Genomic DNA, 19,466 nt, shown 5'->3' with positions numbered 1-19,466 from the left:
CGCTTACTACCTCTTCTCGATCGAACGAAAGTTCCATGCTGTCAGGGAACCATGTTTCTCACCTGTCGGGCGGCAACCGAGAGTGTCGCCAGGTCCAGCGTCCCCGTCTCGGCGATCTCGGTGAGCGCTGCACGCGAGCGGGCCAACCGCGACGAATTGGTCGATTCCCATTCGGCGATCTTCTCCGTGACCGACTCGTCCGGTTCGCCCGCGGCCAACACGGCCTTGGTGATTCCGCGAAGGGAGGCGTACAGATCGTCACGAAGAGCCAAGCGCGCCAACGAATGCCATCGATCGCCGCGGGCAAGCTTCGAGACCGCGGTGAGCAACCAGTCGATGCCGATGTGCGCGTCGAGCGCGAAGTAGAGCTCGGCCACCTCCGCCCCGTCCCGGTCGACGATGTCGGCGATATCGATGATGTCGAGCAGGCAATACACGTCGAGCAAGCCGTAGATCCGACGTGCCAGCTCGGCCGGAGCACCTCGTTCCATCGCGGCCCCCGAACGCCGGTCCAAATCGACCGCCTGGTGACCGGAGATCCACGACGCGACCCGCGGCTGCAGAGCGCGAACCTGCCCGGCATAGCGACTGATCTCGGCCCCGACCGCCAACGGCTGCGGCCGATTGGCCAACAGCCACCGGGATACTCGATCGAGCATGCGACGCGATTCGAGCAGCAGCTCGGCCGACACTGCGGTGGGTACGTCGGCAGCGCGAATCGAATCCCACACCTCGTCGAGGCCGAAGATTTCGGTGGCCGCGGCGAATGCGCGGATGGCGTCGGTGCCTGCGGCACCGGAGTCCTCGGTCAACCGATACGGGTAGGTGATTCCGCCACAGTCGATGGCCTCGTTGGCGAGCGTCGTCGCCACCAGTTGACGCCGTAGCGGATGCGCCTTGATGGCATCTGCGTACGGATCCCGCAGTGGCTCGGGGAAATACTTGGGTAGCCGGGGGGCGAAGACGTCGCTGTCGGGAAGCTCGCTGTCGAGCAGTTCCGCTTCCAGTGCCAATTTCACGTGCGCCATCAACGTCGCGAGTTCCGGCGACGTCAGTCCACGCCCGTCTTGCTTGCGACGACGGAGATCGGCCTCGGTGGGCAGAGCCTCGAGCTCCCGGTCGAGCCCTCGACGCGTCTCCAGATCCTCGATCACTCGGCTGTGCACCGTCACCAGATGTGGTGCGTCGAATCTGGACGTACCGAGCAACTCGTTCTGCATGATGTTGTCCCACAACACCAATCGCCCGACCTCGTCGGTCATGGACGCAAGCAGCTCATCGCGGTCTTCGCGCGCCAGGTTTCCGTTGGTGATGGCAGTCTCGAGCAGGATCTTGATGTTGACTTCGTGATCGGAACAGTCGACGCCCGCCGAGTTGTCGACGGCGTCGGTGTTGATCTTGCCGCCGGCTGCGGCGTACTCGATCCTGCCCAGTGCGGTGGCACCGAGGTTTCCGCCCTCCCCCACCACGGCCGCCCGCACATCCACGCCGTCGACCCGCACTGCATCGTTGGCCTTGTCGCCGACTTCGGCGTTGCTCTCACTGGAAGCCTTGATGTAGGTGCCGATTCCGCCGTTCCACAGCAGATCGGCGGGAGCCTTCAGGATCGCGTTCACCAACTCTGGTGGTGACAGTGCAGCAACCGATTCGTCCAACCCGAGGGCCGAACGTGCTGCGGCGCTGATGGGTACGGATTTGCGGGTCCGCTCCCACACCCCTCCGCCGGCACTGATGAGCGAGGTGTCGTAGTCCGCCCACGACGACCGCGGCAGGGCGAACAAGCGCTCCCGCTCGGCGAACGACGACTCCCGATCGGGGTCGGGGTCGAGAAAGATGTGCCGGTGGTCGAACGCCGCGAGCAAGCGAATGTGTCGGCTCAGCAGCATGCCGTTACCGAATACGTCTCCGCTCATGTCGCCGACGCCGACGACCGTGAAATCCTGACTCTGCGTGTCGATTCCGAGCTCACGGAAGTGCCGCTTGACGCTCTCCCACGCACCCTTCGCGGTGATTCCCATGGCTTTGTGGTCGTATCCGGCGGATCCACCGGACGCGAACGCGTCACCGAGCCAGAATCCGTACTCGGCAGCGATGCCGTTGGCCATGTCGGAGAAGGTCGCGGTGCCCTTGTCCGCCGCGACGACGAGGTAGGTGTCGTCTCCGTCGCGGCGCACCACCCCGGTAGGTACCGATACCGACCCGGTAGCGCGGTCGAGATTGTCGGTGATGTCGAGCAACCCGGCGATGAACAGTCGGTAGCAGGCTTTGCCTTCCTCGGCGTATGCCTGTCGATCTCGGTCGGCTTCACCGGTGGTCACCGGAGGACGCTTGACGACGAATCCACCCTTGGCCCCGACGGGCACGATGACTGCGTTCTTGACCATCTGAGCCTTGGCGAGCCCGAGAATCTCCGTCCGGAAGTCCTCCCGTCGATCGGACCAGCGCAACCCGCCTCGGGCCACCGCACCGAACCTCAGATGCACCCCCTCGACGCGCGGGGAGTACACGAAGATCTCGAACGTGGGCTTCGGTTTGGGCAGCTCTGCGATGGATTGCGGGTCGAACTTGAGCGAGAGGTACGGGCGATGTGCACCGTCGGATCCCACCACGAAGTGGTTGGTGCGCAACGTCGCTCGAATGAGCTCGAACATGCTGCGCAGAATGCGGTCGGCATCGAGGCTGACGACCTCGTCGATCAGCTCGCCGAGCTGGGTTCCGATGGCCTGCGCGTCCGCCTCGGCACTGGTCTCGGGGTCGAACTGCGCCTCGAACAGTCCGACGAGCAGCCGCGCGGTACGCGGATGCGCCAGGAGGACGCCCTCGATGTTGAACTGACTGTAGGGAAAACCCGCCTGCCGCAGGTACTTGGCGTAGGCACGCAACACCACGGCCTGCCGCCAGTGCAGACCTGCACGCATCACCAGTTCGTTGAAACGATCCGCTTCTGCCGCGCCGCTCCACACGGCCGCGAATGCGTCGGTGAATCGATGCTGGACCCGGCTCTCGCGATCGGCCGTGCCTGCCTCGGACAGCTCGGCGTCGAGGTCCCCGTCGATGGCCGAGCGCAACATCTCACGCGAGGCGGAGAGGCCGAAATCGTATATCCAGCAGGACATTCCGTCCGGACGCACCACCGGGTACGGCCGCTCGTCGTCGACCTCCACACCGAGACTCTGCAGAATGGGCAACACCTGGGACAGTGATACGCCCGCACCGCCGATGTACAGCGAGAAGCGCCAGCTCCCCACGGCCGAGCGCTCGTTTCGGTAGAGCTGCATGTCGATCGCTTCGTCGCCGAGTGCTTCGAGGCGGGCAATGTCCGTGACGGCCCTGGCCGGACTGAAGTCCTGCTTGTACGCCTCGGGAAAAGCCTCGGTGTAGCGCTGAATGCGCGCCGGGTCGACGGCTCGGTCGAGGGACACGGCGTCACCCAACGAGTCCTCCCACGTCCGGGTGGTCTCGGTCAGCGCCGCTTCGATCCGGGTGATGTCGTCGGCGGACAGGTGGGGAGAGACGGTGCCCGGTGCGCGGCGCACCGTCACGTGCAGCAGCGCGAGATCCGATTCGGTGACGCGTGCGGTGTAGTCGAGCGAGGTACCACCGAGCTCTCGGAGCAGTCGGTCCTGGATCGCGAGTCGGACGCGAGTGGTGTAGCGATCTCGCGGCAGGTACACCAGAGCACTGACGAAGGACCCACTCGCATCGGGTCGCACGAACAGCTTGACCTTGCGCCGACGACCCAGCGCCAGAACAGCACTCGCCGTTTCGAACAGCCACGAGGCAGAGGTCGCGAACAGTTCCGACCGCGGCATCGACTGCAGCACCTCGAGCATGGCCTGGCCGGAGAAGGACCCGAGATCATGGCCGGCCTTGGCGATCACCGACCGCACTCGACGCTCGATCACCGGAATGTCGAGGACGTTCTCGTGCAGCGCGGTGACGGTGAAGACGCCGACGAATCGATGCTCGGCGGAGTCGTCGGCGTCGATCACACTGACGAAATAGGGATAGACAGCACGATGAACCGTGGCCGGGTTCGGACCCTGCGTCAGAGCAACCAGATCGCGCTCACCGACCGGTTCGGGTCCGTCTCCATGTTGACCGGCATCGCGCAGCACACCCAGGCTGCTCGATTCCACACCGGTTGCGGTTCGGTCGCCGTCGCTACCGTCGATCGTGTATCTGCGGTAACCCAGCAAGGTGTAATGGCCGTCGCCCAGCCAACGCAGCAAGGCAGCCGCATCCCGGTGTGCGACGGCTGCTTCGGAATCGAGGTCGCCGGACGCCGCGGCGACACCGTCCAAGCGATCGGCCACGGCAGCCTGCACGCGACGCATCTCGTCGGTGTCGCCGACGACCTGACGCACATCGGCGAGTACTCGACTCGTCTCCCCTTCCAACTGCGCGACGGCATCGTCGGAGGTGGACGGGTGCAGCTGCACGTGTATCCAGGATTCGGCGATGCCGGCCGAGCTCAGCCCGACGAGCACTCCTTCTGCGTTCCGATCGACGGAGAGAATGGGATGGACCACGTCGGTGTATTCGATGCCGAGACGCGAGAGCAGCGACATGATCGATTCGACCAGCAACGGCATGTCGTCGGTGACGATTTGTAGGTAGCTTCCCGCAGCCTGCTGTGCTGCAGACTCGTTCGGTCGATGGACCGCCACTTTCGCCGTCCCCGGCAGCCGCTCTGCGGCGAGCCGAACGTGCCGTCGGAAAGAGGTGATGTCGGGGGTATGCGCGGACACTGCGACCGCAGTGGCGTCGGTGTGCTCGAAATACTCCGTACGCAATGTCGCCAACTCGGCCACAAGCCTGTCGTCGAGCCCGTCGGCCCAGTCGTCGTCGGTCAGGTCAAGCGAGCGTGACATTGTTTTCGAGTACTCCCTCGTGAGGATTTCCCGACGCCCGCCGATCGCCGGTCGTCGATGACCCCTCGACCCTAGTGCGGGTGACCCCGCAACCGCAGAGATCTCGGGAACCAGCGCGTCAGGCCGATCCGGCAGTCACGACGAATCGCTGTGGAGATACTCGCTCAGTGCAGTTCGTTCGTGTTCGCGCAGCGGCCTCGACTTGGACGTGTCGAGGTCGAAGGCCACCATCAGTGCCTCCGCGTCTGCACACACCGTTCCGTTTCGATCGGTGACGACGTGCCGGACGCCGTACGAGGTGGTTCCGATACGAGTGATCCACAGCTCGATCACCAGCGGGCCGGAGTCGTCCAGGATCGGGTGCAGGAAGTTGGTGGTCAACGTGCGAACCACCACCGCGCCACGACCTTTCGAGCCCCCCAGGACCGCGTTCAGAAACTGAACGCGGCCTTCCTGGAGGTACTCGACGAACCGGGTGTTGTTGACGTGCCCGAGGCGGTCGGAATCACCCCACCGCACCTGAAGTGTGCAGGTGAAGGTCTGTGCCGACATGTCAGTCTCGGGTCAGCTTCCGGTGCGTGACGCGGTGGGGACGCGCCGCGTCGGGACCGAGCCGCTCGACCTTGTTGGCCTCGTAGCCCTCGAAGTTGCCCTCGTACCAGTACCAGGCAGCCTCGTTGTCTCCGAAGCCGCCTTCCCACGCCAGGATGTGGGTGCAGGTGCGGTCCAGGAACCACCGGTCGTGCGAGATGACCACGGCGCAACCGGGGAATTCCTCGAGCGCGTTCTCGAGCGATCCGAGTGTCTCGACGTCGAGGTCGTTGGTCGGCTCGTCGAGCAGGATCAGGTTGCCACCCTGCTTGAGCGTCATTGCCAGGTTCAGACGGTTGCGCTCACCACCGGAGAGAACTCCGGCGGGCTTCTGCTGATCGTGGCCCTTGAATCCGAACGAGCTGATGTACGCGCGGGACGGGAATTCCGAGTTGCCCACGGTGATGAAGTCCAGGCCGTCGGAGACCGTTTCCCAGACCGTCTTCTTCGAGTCGATGCCCGAGCGGTTCTGGTCGACGTAGCTGAGCTTGACGGTCTGCCCGATCTTCACCTCGCCGCCGTCCGGCTCCTCGAGCCCGACGATGGTCTTGAACAGCGTCGTCTTGCCGACACCGTTGGGTCCGATGACGCCGACGATTCCGTTGCGCGGCAACGTGAACGACAGATCCTTGATCAGCACGCGGCCGTCGAAGCCCTTGTCCAGGCTCTTGACCTCGACCACGACATCGCCGAGGCGCGGCGGGTTGGGGATCTGGATCTCGTCGAAGTCGAGCTTCCTGGTCTTCTCGGCCTCGGCCACCATCTCGTCGTAGCGCGCGAGACGAGACTTGCTCTTGGCTTGACGAGCCTTGGCACCGGAGCGAACCCAGGCGAGTTCGTCCTTGAGCCTCTTCTGCAGCTTCTGGTCCTTCTTGCCCGAGACCTCGAGGCGCGCTGCCTTCTGCTCCAGGTAAGTCGAGTAGTTGCCCTCGTACGCGTGCAGTCGACCGCGGTCGACCTCGCAAATCCACTGCGCGACGTGATCGAGGAAGTATCGATCGTGAGTCACGGCGAGAATGGCACCGGCGTAGGCGGCCAAGTGCTGCTCGAGCCACAGCACACTCTCGGCGTCGAGGTGGTTGGTCGGCTCGTCGAGCAGCAGCAGGTCGGGCTTGCTGAGCAGCAGCTTGCACAGGGCCACGCGACGCTTCTCACCACCGGAGAGGTTGGTGACCGGGGACTCGGGCGGCGGGCAGCGCAGCGCGTCCATCGCCTGCTCGAGCTGGGAGTCGATCTCCCAGGCGTCGGCGTGGTCGAGCTTTTCCTGCAGCTCGCCCATCTCTTCCATGAGCTCGTCGGAGTAGTCGGTTGCCATCAGCTCGGCGATCTCGTTGTAGCGCTTGAGCTGGACCATCGTCTCGCCGAGACCGTCCTCGACGTTCTCGCGAACGGTCTTGGTGTCGTCGAGAATCGGCTCCTGCATGAGGATGCCGACCGAGGCACCGGGATCGAGAAACGCCTCACCGTTTCCGGGCTGATCGATTCCCGCCATGATCTTGAGGATGCTCGACTTACCGGCGCCGTTCGGGCCGACGACGCCGATCTTCGCTCCCGGGTAGAAGCTCATCGTCACGTCGTCGAGGATGACTTTGTCGCCGTGCGCCTTGCGCACCTTCTTCATGGTGTAAATGAATTCAGCCATGCCGCCCAGCTTATCGGTGCGGCCGCGTCGGAACACCATCGACCGAGTCCGCGCCGAGCCCACATCCGTCGTCCGCGGTCGTGCGCGGGTTGCATCCACCGGGGACGACGGACGTCGGCGGGCCGTCAGGCGGGTACCGCCTCGCGGACGTCGTCACCGATTCGATCGCGATCCGGCTCGTCCTCCGGTGGTTCGGCGGCACCCCGATCGTCGTCGGTGAGTGCCTCGTCTGCAGGTACTTCGGGCGCGACCGTCCTGGTCCGATGGATTGCCACGTTGCAGCGCGCAAGGTCCGGCCCGACGGCGCTGGCCCGCATCTCGAGGTCGGATCGTTCGACGCCGTCGCGATTGGTGTATTCGTTGGTGCGCAGCTGTCCGTAGGCGATGATCGGATCGCCCTTCATCAACGATGCGCCGACGCCGCGCACGAGTCGACGCCAGCACGTGACCGTGAGATAGAGGGTGCCGCCGTCGGTCCATTCACCGGTGTTGCGGTCCTGCCGTCGGGCATTGCTCGCCATCCGGAAGCTGAGGACCTCGTCGCCGGTGGGCGTGGAGCGCTTGACGGGATTGGTGATGACGGTGCCCACAACAGCGCACTGAGCTTCGTACATGGTGTCTTCCTCTCGATGAATGTCGCGTGATTGCGATCGAGATCGACACTGCTACGCCGGAGCCGCCCGTGACGGACGTGTTCGCGAAATGTGGACAACCGCTGAGCCTGTGGATGAACGTCCAGGATCGGCTGGTCATGACGCCACTCGTGTCGGACCGGTGTGCTACTCGGTTGTTTCTACGTAAACGTGCCCACCGAGAGCCGGCACCACCCGTCCGGCGGTGAGCGACGCCAACAGCGCTGCAGTCGAATCGGCGTCTGCGACGGCGACGGTGAGCACGGCTCGAGTGTCGTAGGCGGTATCGAGCACCAAGGCCCCGTGTCCGCGTAACTCCGATTCGACCCGTCCCACCTCGGCGTGGTCGAGTTCGAGGGTCAGCACGTCGCGTCGCTCTCGGGTGAGAAACCGAGCCTGGGCAAGTGCCTCGGTGACCGCACCGCCGTACGCGCGGGCCAATCCGCCGGTACCGAGCTTGGTGCCGCCGAAATATCTGCCGACCACCGCGACCACGTTGGTGAGCCCATGACCGCGCAACACCTCGAGCATCGGCGTTCCTGCCGTGCCGCTCGGTTCGCCGTCGTCGTTGGATCGCTCGATGCGGTGGGTCGAGTCTTCGTGGACGACAACGATGCCTGCAGCCGAGGATTCGACGATGAATGCCGAACAGTGATGTCCGGCAGTCGGATCCGCTTTACGTGCCGCAGCGATGACCGCGCGAGCGTCGGCCTCGGTGCTCGCCCTGTCCACCACGGTGACGAACCGCGATCTCTTGACCTCGGTCTCGCACACAACCCGGCCGGCGATCGTTCGAAGCTCGCTCACGCGGCAGCCCAACTCATGCAACAACCCTGATCATGCAGCAACGCTGTCCACGACATCATCTGCGGCACGGACCAATTGGGCGTACATACCGTCTTCGGCGAGCAGAGCCTCGTGGTTTCCGACCTCGCGCACGATGCCGTGGTCGAGTACCGCGATGGCGTCTGCTGCACGCACGGTGGACAGGCGATGGGCGATCAGAATGGTGGTACGGCCGTGCATCAAACCGTCGAGCGCTGTCTGCACTGCGCGTTCGGTGCGATTGTCCAGGGCGCTCGTCGCTTCGTCGAGCACCAGAATCGGCGGGTTGCGCAGGACAGTTCGGGCGATTGCGATGCGCTGCTTCTCACCGCCGGAGAATCGGTAGCCGCGCTCGCCGACCATCGTGTCGTAACCGTCGTCGAGGCCGTCGATGAAGTCGTGAATCTGGGCCGTCCGAGCGGCAGCCACGATCTCGTCGTCGGTGGCGTCGGGTTTGGCGAACCGCAGGTTCTCCCTGATGGTGGCGTGGAACAGGTAGGTCTCCTGAGAGACGACGCCCACCAGGTCGGCAATGTTCTCCGACGCCAGATGCCGCAAGTCGACACCGTCGATGGTCACCGAGCCGGCTGTCGGATCATGCAGGCGGGCAACGAGGTATCCCAGCGTGGTCTTGCCCGATCCGGTTGCGCCGACGAGCGCGAGCGTGCTCCCGGCCGGTACGTCGAGATCGATGTTGCACAACGTCGGGACAGTCGCGGCGGCATAGGTGAAGTCGACGCCGCGGAATGCGACATCGCCGCGCACGCTCTCTCGCGAGAGTGTGACCGGGTGCTCGGGTTCGGCGACATCGATGGGCAGATCGAGATACTCGAAGACTCTGCCGAACAACGCCAAGGATGCCTGTACTTCGACGCCGGTGTTGAGCAATTGCATGGTGGGCCGGAACAATTGGGTCTGCAATGCGGTGAACGCGACCAGGGTGCCGATCGTCAACGCACTCCCCTGACCGATGGTGATGCCGGCGAACCAGTACACCAGAGCGGGCATCACGGCGAAGCTGATCTGAATTGTCGCCATCCGCCACTTGCCCGCCATCATCGCGGCCAGTTCGACACCGGCCACCTCGTGCGATCGGTCGGCGAATTTGTCGGTCAGCGCCTGGGCGGAACCGGTGGTCTTGCCCAGAAGAATTCCACTGACGGACAGTGATTCCTCGATCTGGACGGACAGATCGCTGAGCAATTTCTGCCGCTTGGTCGAGATCTTGCGACGCTCGTCGCCGATACGTCGAGCGACTCGCACGAAGATCGGCAGGATGATCAGCGAGAACGTGGCGAGCTTCCAATCGAGCAGGAAGAGCGCGACCACGGTCGCAGCGACCGTCGTGGCGTTCTGCGCGATGGACGTCGCGGTGTTGGTGACGACGGATTGCATGCCGCCGATGTCGTTCGCGATACGCGATTGCACCTCACCGGTGCGCGTTCGCGCGAAGAATCCGAGGGACTGTCTCTGCAGGTGCGAATAGACCTGCACGCGCAGATCGTGCATGAGTTGCTGACCGACGCCGTTGGACATCCAGGTCTGCACCACGCCGAGAGTGTTGGTGGCGACTGCAACAGCGATCATGCCGACCGCGATGAGGCTGACGAGCGTGACGTCGCGGTCGGGAATTGCATGATCGAGGAGTTCGCGAAGAAGTAGAGGTGAGGCGAGCGCAATGACGGCGCTGGCCACGATGATCGCGCTGACGACAGCGATCTTGCGCCGGTAGGGCGTGAACAAAGCCAGGACTCGCCGGACGGGCGCTGGATCGGAAGCGAGTGGTACGCGTTCGGGACGGCTTTCCAAGTAGACCTCCGTGGTAGCTGAAGTAATATGCAGAGGTTACCTCACTATGAGGTTGCGAGCAAGCCTCGCTATGATCCGTCGTATGGACACCGGACACTCGCCCAACCTGAGCGATTCGTTCATGGCCGTTGCCCGAAGAATTCGGCGAAGCCACATGACTGCGCTGGAACCGTTCGGACTCAACCCGTCGCAGAGCAGGGCCATGCACGTCTTGGCGCGCGAACGAGAATCGGTCCGATTGCGTGATCTGGCCGAGCACCTCCGCATCGTCGCGCGATCGGCCACCGACATCGTCGACTCGCTCGAAGCGGCAGAACTGGTGACGCGAGCGCCGGACCCGAGTGATCGACGCGCTGTCCTGGTCGAGCTGACCGACGCCGGCCGCGCCCTGCTCGACCGCGTCGACGAGGCACGACGTCAGGTGTCCGCGGACATGTTCGACGGCCTCGAGCCGGCCGAACGCACCGAACTCGACCGGCTTCTGCACAAGATCGCCGGCAGCGACTGAAACGAAGCTACTGCCTGCCGTCCCGATCACGACGGGCCAGCTCGGCGAACATCGCGTTGTGCGCGGCCAGGTCGGCGTCGTGGTCACGCTCGGCGGCTCTGTCGCCGCGCCTGGCGTCGCGATCGTCGCTGCGGGACCACTGGATCAGCAGTGCGAGCATGACCAGCACCAGAGGCACCTCGCCGGTTGCCCACGCGATGCCGCCACCGAGCTTCTGGTCCCCCAGTAGGTCGGAGTTCCAGTCGAGGCCGAGCGTGCGGTAGAACCAGGCACCCATGACGGTGTTCATGCTCATCAGCGCCACACCGAAGAACGCATGGAACGGCAGTGAGCCGAACACCACGGCGAGTTTGGTGACCGGAGCAATCTTGCGCGGAGACGGATCGACGCCGATGACCGTCCAGTAGAACAGGTATCCGCTGAGCACGAAGTGCAGGTTCATCAACAGATGAGCTCCGTGACTGTCCAGTACGGCCCCGAAGATTCCGCCGAGATAGAGCACGTAGAAGCCGCCCACGAAGATCAGCGCCGCGACGAGCGGATGGGTGACGAACTGCGACAGTCGACTGTGCAGGCCCATCAGCAACCACTCGCGCATCCCCGGGACGCCGTCCTTGCCTGCCGCGGGCAGGACACGCAACGCCAACGTCAGTGCACCACCGAGCGCGAGCAGAACCGGCGCAAGCATCGACAGCATCATGTGTCCGGTCATGTGCACGCTGAACACTGCCGTGGAATACCGTCCGATGCCCGAAGACGTACTGATCAGCAGTGTGAGGCAGCCCAGGACCCAGGCGACGGTGCGACCGACGGGCCACGCGTCGCCGCGCAGTCGCAGCCGACGGACCCCGATCAGATACACCACGGCCATCACGATCGCGGCGGTGCCGAAGATCAGGTCGAAGCGCCAATCGAAAGCCATACGAGCGAACGTCGGCGGTCCGCTGAGGTCGTATCCGAGCGCGGCCTCGGTCGGCGTCAGGTTCGGGTCGATCTCGGCGGGCGGAGGTGTTCGCCCGAGCCCGACGGCCAGACCGACGGTCGCGGCGAGAACGAGCACCTCGGCCCCGGCGAACCGGAGCAGCGGTCCACGGGCGGTGGGATCGGCGATCAGTGCGGGCAGAGCGCGACGCCGCTGCATCCAGCCGAATCCGCCGAGCACGATCAACGCGAGAATCTTGCCCACGATCAGCAGGCCGTACGTCGTGGTGAACAGGTCGGCGAGAGACACCCGAACCAGGGCGTTGATGACTCCGCTGATGCCCATGACGACGAAGCAGACGCCGGCGATCGTGGAGAACCGCCGAGCAGCGACGTCGGTGTGCGCGCCGCGTCTGCGAACATGTGCAAGCAGTGCGAACAGCCCGCCCGCCCACAACGACGCGGCACCGAGGTGCAGGATCAGCGAGTTGGTCGCGATGTCGTGCGATCCGCCCGCCGAGGAATGACCACTGAGCGCAATGGGCAGCAGGGTGGCCAGCGAGAATCCGAGCAGCGCAGGCGTCCAGGACCACCGCAGTACCGTCCTCGATGCAATGGCGACGACGACGGCCATGATGGCCGTCCACCGCCATGCACTGGCGATCTCCACCTGATCCAGCGCGATCCACAGATTCGCCGGCTTCACGGCCTCGGCGAACGGCTGGCCGGAGGTGTCGGACAGCGTCAACGGCACGAGGAGAAGCGCACATACGGCCCAGACGATGGATGCGACCGAGCCGGTGCGAACCGCCCGGTAACCGTCCACGTCGAGCACGCCGTTCTTCTGCGGCGGAACCAGGAACGCCGCCAGCAGGAACGAGCCGACCGCGATGACCGCTGCGATCTCACCGATCGCACGCAGGGCGGGCAGTCCGTAGGTGGTGGCCGGGCCGGGATCAGGGATACCGAGCAGGACCAACGCGTCCGACGCGGACAGCATGACGATCAGGGCAGCGACGACACCGGCGATGACGCCGGCAGTGACGAACACCGACGTGGTTGTCGAGCGGGGATCTGCACTGCCCGTACCCTCGTCCGACCGCACATCGCCGGTGGAGTCCCCGGCGTGCGACGGGTCGGTCTTGTCGAGATCCGGTGTGGCCATACCACCAGAGTAAGAGGTGTTCGGCAGTACTCGAAACGCGAGTCCTACACAGCGTCGTACTTTGCCCCGTCCTCGGCGTCCAGCGAGTCGTGGTGGATGCGTCCGTGCTGCTGCCGGAGAGGCGTGCCGCTCCCGCCCCATCTCTGGGCGATGATCTCCGCCGCAATGGACACCGCGGTCTCCTGCGGCGTGCGTGCACCCAGGTCGAGTCCGATCGGGCTCGACAATCGCGCGAGTTCGGTCTCGGTCACTCCTGCCGCCCGTAACCGGGCGATGCGGTCGTCATGGGTTCGCCGCGAGCCCATCGCTCCGACGAACGCCAGGGCCGGAATCCGCAACGCCACTTCGAGCAGTGGCACATCGAACTTCGGGTCGTGAGTCAACACACAGACCACGGTCCTCTCGTCCAACTCCCCCGCCGCCCACTGTTGGTTCAGGTAGTCGTGCGGCCACGCGACCACCACCTGCTCGGCAGCGGGAAAGCGCTGCGGGGTCGCAAACACGGATCGGGCGTCGCAGACGGTGACGCGGTAGCCCAGAAAGGCACCCTGCTGCGCAACCGCCGCAGCGAAGTCGATGGCACCGAACACGAGCATTCTCGGCGACGGCGCATGACTGGACACGAACACCTGCATTCCCCGACCGCGGCGCTGGCCGTCGGTTCCATACGTCAGAACAGTCGAACGTCCCGCTGCAAGTAGCCCTTTCGCGTCGTCGGCAATGGCGGCGTCCGCCCGCGAGCTGCCGAGGGAACCGCGAATACCCGACTCCGTCAGAACTGCTCTCCGACCGACCCGTGTTGCGTCGGCATGAGCGATCACGGTGGCCACTGCAACCGGGACGTTGCGGCGCACGTTCGCCACGACGTCACCGAACTCGGGAAAGGTGTGCTTCGACACCGCCTGCACGAACACATCCAGCGTTCCCCCACACGTGAGCCCGACTGCGAATGCGTCGTCGTCCGACACCCCGTATCGAGTGAGTATCGGGGTACCGGACTGCATCACGTCCTGCGCCGACTCGTACACGGCACCCTCGACGCAGCCGCCGGACACCGAACCGGCGACCGCACCGTCCTGGCCGACCATCATCGACGCACCCACAGGACGCGGCGCGGAGTCGAATGTCTGCACAACCGTTGCCACCGCGGCCGCGTCGCCGGTCTGCCAGGCGTGCAGCAGCTCGTCCAGAATGTCGTGCATCGAACCTCCTTCGGGTGCCGGCCGGAACGTCTACGACATCACAGGCTTCCCCCTGCACTGCTCCCTCAACCCATGCCGGTGTGATCGCCGTAGGCGGAAAGGTACACTCGTCAACCGTGCTCGAGCGGGCCTGTCCGCGCGTGCCAGCCTCCGTAGCTCAGGGGATAGAGCAAGGGCCTTCTAATCCCTTGGTCGCAGGTTCGAATCCTGCCGGGGGCACCCTCTGACCAGCGCGAACGCTGGCCGACTCGCGTTACTGTGGTTGACTTCGCGTAACGAAGGGTTACACGTGCATCAGCTCACTCTCGGAGTCCTCTCACGTTCGCGCAAGCCCGATGAGCGTCGACTACCGATTCATCCTCTTCATTTCGATCGCATCGACGCCGACATTCGAGGCCGAATGTTCCTCGAATCCGGCTACGGCGAACCGTTCGGAATCTCCGACGAGCACCTGGCCACGCAGGTCGCGGGTATCGGCACCCGCGCCGAGCTCATTGCTCTATGCGACGTGATTCTGCTGCCGAAGCCTCAGGCCGAAGATCTCGAGTCTCTTCGACCCGGCCAGACGCTCTGGGGTTGGCCGCACTGTGTGCAGGACGAAAGGCTCACCCAGATCGCTGTCGATCGCAAACTCACGCTGATCGCCTTCGAGGCCATGAACCACTGGACGCAGGACGGCTGGTTCAATCTTCATGTGTTCCACAAGAACAACGAATTGGCCGGGTACTGCTCGGTGCTGCACGCATTGCAGCTGATCGGTTCCACCGGGGACTACGGCCGCAGGTTGCGGGCCGCTGTCATCGGTTTCGGAGCCACGGCTCGCGGCGCGGTCACCGCGCTCAGTGCACACGGGATTCACGACGTCGATGTCCTCACTCAGCGTGGGGTCACGGCGGTGGGTTCGCCGATCCACTCGGCCAACATCGTCAATTTCGATCTCGACGACGCCGATCCCCGCCGGAGCCGAGCTCTGACTCCCGACGGTCGAATCACACTCTCGCAGTTTCTGTCCGACCACGATGTGATCGTCAATTGCGTACTGCAGGATACGAACTCACCACTGACGTTCCTGACGAACGAGGACCTGCCCACATTGACTCCGGGCACCCTGGTCGTGGACGTCTCGTGTGACGAGGGAATGGGATTCGAATGGGCTCGGCCCACGTCGTTCGCCGACCCGATGTTCACCGTCGGTGACAACGTGCACTACTACGCCGTCGACCACAGCCCGTCCTATCTGTGGAATTCGGCGACGTGGGAGATCAGCGAATCGTTGCTGCCTTACCTTCGCGTGGTTCTCGACGGGCCCGCAGCGTGGAGCGAGGACGTCACCATCGAGCGTTCCATCGAAATCAGGGAGGGTGTCATCGTCAACCCCAATATCCTTGCCTTCCAACATCGCAGTGCGGAGTACCCGCACACTGCAGCATGAGCGTCACGTGGGTCGAGGACGGCATCGAACGGTCCGCGCGATGGCAGTCGGAGAACGGTGCGCCGCCACCACGGGTGGTGCGGATCGTCGACGACGCGACGACGGCGGACGTGGCCTACAAGCTGGCGACGATCGGCGAGTCTCTGCTGTGGCGTGGCGATTACAACAACGCTCGCCAGCTCCTGTCGGCCATGACGCGGCGGGTACCACCGGCCACACAGCCCGAGAACGCGTCGCCCGCCGAGCGGTTCCACCTGCATCGTCAGTACCAGGCGCGGCGCGCACGGGTATTGGGAATGCTTCTGGTGCAACTCGATTCGGACCTACGGCTCGATCTCGGCCGAGCGCCGGAGGTGCGATCGGCCGTAGCGGAAGCACTGGGTCCCGATGCCTCGGCCTGCGTCCTGTCACTACGGGAACTGCTCGGGATCATCGGCGCACACGAGTGGCGCCGCAAGGGAGTGTTCGTGCCGGCGCTGGACGCGTCCGTTCATCCCCACTACGGAGTGTTCTCGCCTGTCCGCGGTGAGTACATCCAGCTCGTCGCCGACGCACCGCTACCTGCCACGGACCGGGCTTTCGACATCGGGACGGGCTCGGGTGTGCTGGCTGCGGTACTCGCGCGCCGGGGCGTACCTGCGGTGGTGGCGACCGACAAGGACCTCCGATCGGTCGCGTGCGCCCGCGCCAATCTCGACGCACTCGGGTACAGCGATCGGGTCGAGGTGGTGCAGACCGACATCTTCCCGAGCGGCCGCGCGGGATTGATCGTCTGCAACCCGCCGTGGATCCCCACCAAGCCGACGTCGGGGATCGAGCATGCCGTCTACGATCCCGGTTCTCGCATGCTCAAATCGTTCCTCAGCCGCCTCGGCGGGCATCTGACGCCCGACGGCGAGGCCTGGTTGGTGTTGTCCGACCTCGCCGAGTTGCTCGGATTGGTCACGCGCACAGACCTTCTCGCGTCGATCGACAAGGCCGGCCTGACCGTCGTCGACCGGATGGACACCGTGCCATCGCATTCTCGAGCGACCGACGCCTCCGATGTTCTGCACGAAGCTCGGTCGCGCGAGACCACGTCACTGTGGAGACTGCGCCGCCGCTAGCCATCCACGCCCGACACGAGAAAGCCGCCCGAGCAATGCTCGGGCGGCTTCGTCGATCGTGCGGTGAGTCAGTGCCGGTCGCGGGTCTCGAACTCCCCGTTGATCACGGTGCCCAGCGGCGCATCACGCTCGGCCTTCTTCGCGGCCTCACGCATTTCGATTCCATCGGTGATCAGATCACCGATCTCGCGAGTGACGTCACGGACCGCTCCGGCGATGATCACCACGATTCTGCCGACGTGTGTCGCCGCAGACTCGGTGAAATCCTGCACGGTGTCCTTGTTGCGCTCGAACCTTCCCACCACCAGGACCGCCCCCTTCGAAGTCGTCACGCTGCGTCGGTCTTCTTACGCTCGACGATAACACTGGCCGGCGCAGCCGATCCGGTGAGCGAGTTGGGCAGAGCGAGCTTGAAGATCTTGCCCCACACGGTGCCGATCTGGTGGAAGAAGCCGCCGGTGTTGTACGGCAGGTCGTACTTCTGGCACAGAGCCTTGACCTCGGGTGCGATCTGCGGGTAGCGGTGCGCGGGAAGATCCGGGAAGAGGTGGTGCTCGATCTGGTGCGAGAGGTTGCCGGACATGATGTGGAACAGCGGCGAACCCTCGATGTTGGCCGATCCGAGCATCTGACGGACGTACCATTCGCCCCGGCTCTCGTCGGCGGTCTCTTCCTGACTGAAGGTCTGCACCCCCGTCGGGAAGTGGCCGCAGAAGATTATCGAGTACGTCCACACGTTGCGGATCAGGTTCGCAGCAACGTTGCCGACCACGGTCGAGGCGAAGAACGGCCCGGTCAGAGCGGGAAAGATGACGTAATCCTTGAGAGCCTGCTTGCCCGCCTTGCGCCACATTCCCTGCAGCAACGGCTTGACGTCGTGCCACTTCCTCTTGCCGGCGACGATGTTCTCGGTCTCGAGGTCGTGCAGCATGACGCCCCACTCGAAGAACGTCATGAGCAGGAATGCGTAGACGGGGTTGCCCAGGTAGTACGGGTTCCACTTCTGGTCCTGATCCATGCGCAGGATTCCGTACCCGATGTCGCGGTCCATGCCGACGATGTTGGTGAACGTGTGGTGCATGTAGTTGTGCGAGTGCTTCCACTGGTCTGCCGGGCAGACGGTGTCCCACTCGAACACCTCGGAGTTCAGACCCGGCTCACGCATCCAGTCGTACTGGCCGTGCATGACGTTGTGGCCGATCTCCATGTTGTCGAGGATCTTCGCGACGCCGAGTGCGCCGACACCGGCGAGCCATGCCGGCGGGACGAAAGGCAGGTACATCAGTGCGCGTCCGGTGATCTCGAGCCCGCGCTGCGCCTTGATGATCTTGTAGATGTATTCGCGGTCCTCGTCGCCCAGTTTGGCGACGGTGCGGGCCCGCAGGTCGTCGAGTTCGCGGCCGAGCTCTTCGACCTGTTCGTACGTCAGTACGGTCGGCTCGTCGGGCAGCGTTTCGTTGCGTCGGAAGGGAATGACGGCGGTGGGCAGGATCGAGAGAATCGTTCCGAGCATCTGCTGATCTCCAATTCGATCGGGTGGTGGGCGGGAGCTCCGGGACTAGATGTCGATGTCGACGTCGCCGACGGCAACGGACACACAGAGCTGGATCTTCTTGTCGGATTCGGTGTCGGTCTCACCGGTCTTGATGTTCTTGGTGCAGCCGGACTTCTTCACCGAGGTGCAGGTGAAGCAGATGCCCATTCGGCACCCGTTGGCCGGCGACAGACCGGCTCCCTCGGCTTGTTCGAGCAACGTTGCACCGTCGTTCTCGGCGGCGACGTCACTTCCGGAGAACGTGGTGGTTCCCGTGACGTCGTCGCTCACGGTGGCGAAGGACGGTGTGAATTCCTCGAGGTGCAGTCGGTCGCCGAGCCCTGCGTCGTCGAAGAACGACGTCACGCCCTTCATCAGCCCGGGTGGACCGCACAGGAAGGTGTCCGCGTCTGCGAACCACGGCGCCACGGCGTCGAGATGCTCTTTGCCGAAGAACCCGTGCAGGTCCCCGCCGGTCGTCTGCTCGGTGTATGCGAAGACGAGGTTCACATTGTCGTGCTCGGCGGCGATCTTCTCGAGCTCCTGCTTGTACGCGACGTCGTTCTCGGTGTACGCGTAGTGCAGGAAGGTCAGGTCGCTGCTGTACCCCTCGTCCAGCAGCGACCTGAGCATGGACAGCACGGGCGTGATGCCGCTGCCGCCGCTGATCAGCAGCGTGCGCGCCGGGCGTGGCTGGGGAAGCTTGAACGTGCCGTCCGCCTGCGACAGGCTGACGACGAGGCCGACGTGCGCGTTCTTGTGCAGATACTGCGAGACCAGCCCCTCGGGGTGCGCCTTGATCGTCAGCTCGATTCGGCCGTCCTTGCGGTACTGCGAACAGGCCGGCGAGTAGCAGCGAGTCTGACGTACGCCGTCGATGACCACCCCGACCTGAACGAACTGGCCGGCCTGAAAGCCCTTCCACTGTCGGGTGGGGCGGATGGTGAGCGTGAGCGAATCTTCGGTGGACCGGTGTATCTCGGTCACTTCACCGCGCAGATCACGAACGGTCGTCATGGGGTCGACCAGCTCCAGGTACCGATCGAGCGCGTGGGGCGTGGCCATGGCCTCGAACAGGGAAAGAAGCGAGAACTTGCGCGAACCCGTGGGTCGCGTCGGACGTTCTTGAAGCGTCATTCCATCCTCCCTAACCGGATCGAACCCTACGACCCATTCAGTGAACGATTGTGCACTAACATGAGTGTGACAGAGCGACACCGGTACC

14 protein-coding genes and 1 tRNA gene are annotated in these 19,466 nt (G+C 64.5%); 4 read left to right on the top strand and 11 right to left on the bottom strand.

The features are described 5' to 3' along the window. Positions 1-41: 41 nt before the first annotated feature. The 6 genes from CH285_RS06770 to CH285_RS06745 all read right to left on the bottom strand — a co-directional run bounded on the left by CH285_RS06770 (position 42) and on the right by CH285_RS06745 (position 10,373). On the bottom strand, positions 42-4,874 hold the full coding sequence (locus tag CH285_RS06770; protein WP_094644327.1) for an NAD-glutamate dehydrogenase: 4,833 nt from the start codon (positions 4,872-4,874) through the stop codon (positions 42-44). A gap of 135 nt (positions 4,875-5,009) precedes the next feature. Then, complete coding sequence (locus tag CH285_RS06765) at positions 5,010-5,426, bottom strand: acyl-CoA thioesterase (RefSeq protein WP_032374459.1); 417 nt, start codon at positions 5,424-5,426, stop codon at positions 5,010-5,012. Position 5,427: 1 nt separating this feature from the next. Further along, positions 5,428-7,107, bottom strand: coding sequence for an energy-dependent translational throttle protein EttA (gene ettA, locus CH285_RS06760; protein WP_032368469.1), 1,680 nt, complete (start codon positions 7,105-7,107; stop codon positions 5,428-5,430). 125 nt (positions 7,108-7,232) lie between these two features. Next, entirely contained in the window at positions 7,233-7,721 is a 489-nt protein-coding gene (gene ssb / locus CH285_RS06755) for a single-stranded DNA-binding protein (RefSeq protein ID WP_094644328.1), read from the bottom strand. A 165-nt stretch (positions 7,722-7,886) separates the two neighbouring features. After that, positions 7,887-8,546, bottom strand: coding sequence for an IMPACT family protein (locus CH285_RS06750; protein ID WP_094644329.1), 660 nt, complete (start codon positions 8,544-8,546; stop codon positions 7,887-7,889). Positions 8,547-8,576: 30 nt separating this feature from the next. Next, positions 8,577-10,373 carry an ABC transporter ATP-binding protein gene (locus CH285_RS06745; RefSeq protein ID WP_094644330.1) on the bottom strand — a complete coding sequence of 599 codons (1,797 nt, stop codon included), beginning with the start codon at positions 10,371-10,373 and terminating at the stop codon, positions 8,577-8,579. 82 nt (positions 10,374-10,455) lie between these two features. Here CH285_RS06745 and CH285_RS06740 point away from each other — a divergent pair, with 82 nt between their 5' ends. Further along, positions 10,456-10,881 (top strand): MarR family winged helix-turn-helix transcriptional regulator, encoded by a 426-nt coding sequence (locus CH285_RS06740; protein ID WP_057473278.1) that lies wholly within the window; start codon positions 10,456-10,458, stop codon positions 10,879-10,881. Positions 10,882-10,888: 7 nt separating this feature from the next. On the opposite strand, the gene CH285_RS06735 is transcribed toward CH285_RS06740, so the two are convergent. After that, complete coding sequence (locus CH285_RS06735; protein ID WP_371827926.1) at positions 10,889-12,802, bottom strand: cytochrome c oxidase assembly protein; 1,914 nt, start codon at positions 12,800-12,802, stop codon at positions 10,889-10,891. Between the two features lie 209 nt (positions 12,803-13,011). Continuing rightward, positions 13,012-14,169: an XdhC family protein gene (locus CH285_RS06730; protein WP_032368220.1), complete on the bottom strand. Its 1,158-nt coding sequence runs from the start codon at positions 14,167-14,169 to the stop codon at positions 13,012-13,014. A 146-nt stretch (positions 14,170-14,315) separates the two neighbouring features. On the opposite strand from CH285_RS06730, the gene CH285_RS06725 reads away from it, so the two are divergent. From CH285_RS06725 to CH285_RS06715, 3 genes are all read left to right on the top strand, one after another. Further along, a tRNA-Arg gene (locus CH285_RS06725) sits at positions 14,316-14,388 on the top strand. Between the two features lie 70 nt (positions 14,389-14,458). Next, positions 14,459-15,601: a N(5)-(carboxyethyl)ornithine synthase gene (locus CH285_RS06720; RefSeq protein ID WP_094644331.1), complete on the top strand. Its 1,143-nt coding sequence runs from the start codon at positions 14,459-14,461 to the stop codon at positions 15,599-15,601. Continuing rightward, positions 15,598-16,707: a methyltransferase gene (locus tag CH285_RS06715; protein WP_094644332.1), complete on the top strand. Its 1,110-nt coding sequence runs from the start codon at positions 15,598-15,600 to the stop codon at positions 16,705-16,707. The genes CH285_RS06720 and CH285_RS06715 overlap by 4 nt, the downstream gene beginning before the upstream one ends. 68 nt (positions 16,708-16,775) lie before the next feature. Here CH285_RS06715 and CH285_RS06710 read toward each other — a convergent pair whose 3' ends face one another. The 3 genes from CH285_RS06710 to CH285_RS06700 are packed head-to-tail and all read right to left on the bottom strand — an operon-like array spanning position 16,776 to position 19,378. After that, the gene (locus CH285_RS06710) at positions 16,776-17,012 is read right to left on the bottom strand and encodes a hypothetical protein (RefSeq protein WP_027497606.1); all 237 of its coding nucleotides are present in this window, start codon (positions 17,010-17,012) and stop codon (positions 16,776-16,778) included. Positions 17,013-17,035: 23 nt separating this feature from the next. After that, positions 17,036-18,220 (bottom strand): fatty acid desaturase family protein, encoded by a 1,185-nt coding sequence (locus tag CH285_RS06705; protein ID WP_032368223.1) that lies wholly within the window; start codon positions 18,218-18,220, stop codon positions 17,036-17,038. A 45-nt stretch (positions 18,221-18,265) separates the two neighbouring features. Further along, the gene (locus tag CH285_RS06700; protein ID WP_032368224.1) at positions 18,266-19,378 is read right to left on the bottom strand and encodes a ferredoxin reductase; all 1,113 of its coding nucleotides are present in this window, start codon (positions 19,376-19,378) and stop codon (positions 18,266-18,268) included. Between the last annotated feature and the right edge of the window lie 88 nt (positions 19,379-19,466).

Source organism: Rhodococcus sp. 05-2256-B1 (assembly GCF_002258465.1).
GTDB lineage: Bacteria > Actinomycetota > Actinomycetes > Mycobacteriales > Mycobacteriaceae > Rhodococcoides > Rhodococcoides fascians.
The sequence above is the reverse complement of the archived record's forward strand: the minus strand, read 5'-3'. Positions and strand labels throughout refer to the sequence as shown.

Bases quoted from the DNA above. Each gene is read 5' to 3' on its own strand.
- CH285_RS06770 (WP_094644327.1), bottom strand. From the start codon at position 4,874: ATGTCACGCTCGCTTGACCTGACCGACGACGACTGGGCCGACGGGCTC.
- CH285_RS06765 (WP_032374459.1), bottom strand. From the start codon at position 5,426: ATGTCGGCACAGACCTTCACCTGCACACTTCAGGTGCGGTGGGGTGAT.
- ettA (WP_032368469.1), bottom strand. From the start codon at position 7,107: ATGGCTGAATTCATTTACACCATGAAGAAGGTGCGCAAGGCGCACGGC.
- ssb (WP_094644328.1), bottom strand. From the start codon at position 7,721: ATGTACGAAGCTCAGTGCGCTGTTGTGGGCACCGTCATCACCAATCCC.
- CH285_RS06740 (WP_057473278.1), top strand. From the start codon at position 10,456: ATGGACACCGGACACTCGCCCAACCTGAGCGATTCGTTCATGGCCGTT.
- CH285_RS06735 (WP_371827926.1), bottom strand. From the start codon at position 12,802: ATGCTGTCCGCGTCGGACGCGTTGGTCCTGCTCGGTATCCCTGATCCC.
- CH285_RS06730 (WP_032368220.1), bottom strand. From the start codon at position 14,169: ATGCACGACATTCTGGACGAGCTGCTGCACGCCTGGCAGACCGGCGAC.
- CH285_RS06715 (WP_094644332.1), top strand. From the start codon at position 15,598: ATGAGCGTCACGTGGGTCGAGGACGGCATCGAACGGTCCGCGCGATGG.
- CH285_RS06705 (WP_032368223.1), bottom strand. From the start codon at position 18,220: ATGCTCGGAACGATTCTCTCGATCCTGCCCACCGCCGTCATTCCCTTC.
- CH285_RS06700 (WP_032368224.1), bottom strand. From the start codon at position 19,378: ATGACGCTTCAAGAACGTCCGACGCGACCCACGGGTTCGCGCAAGTTC.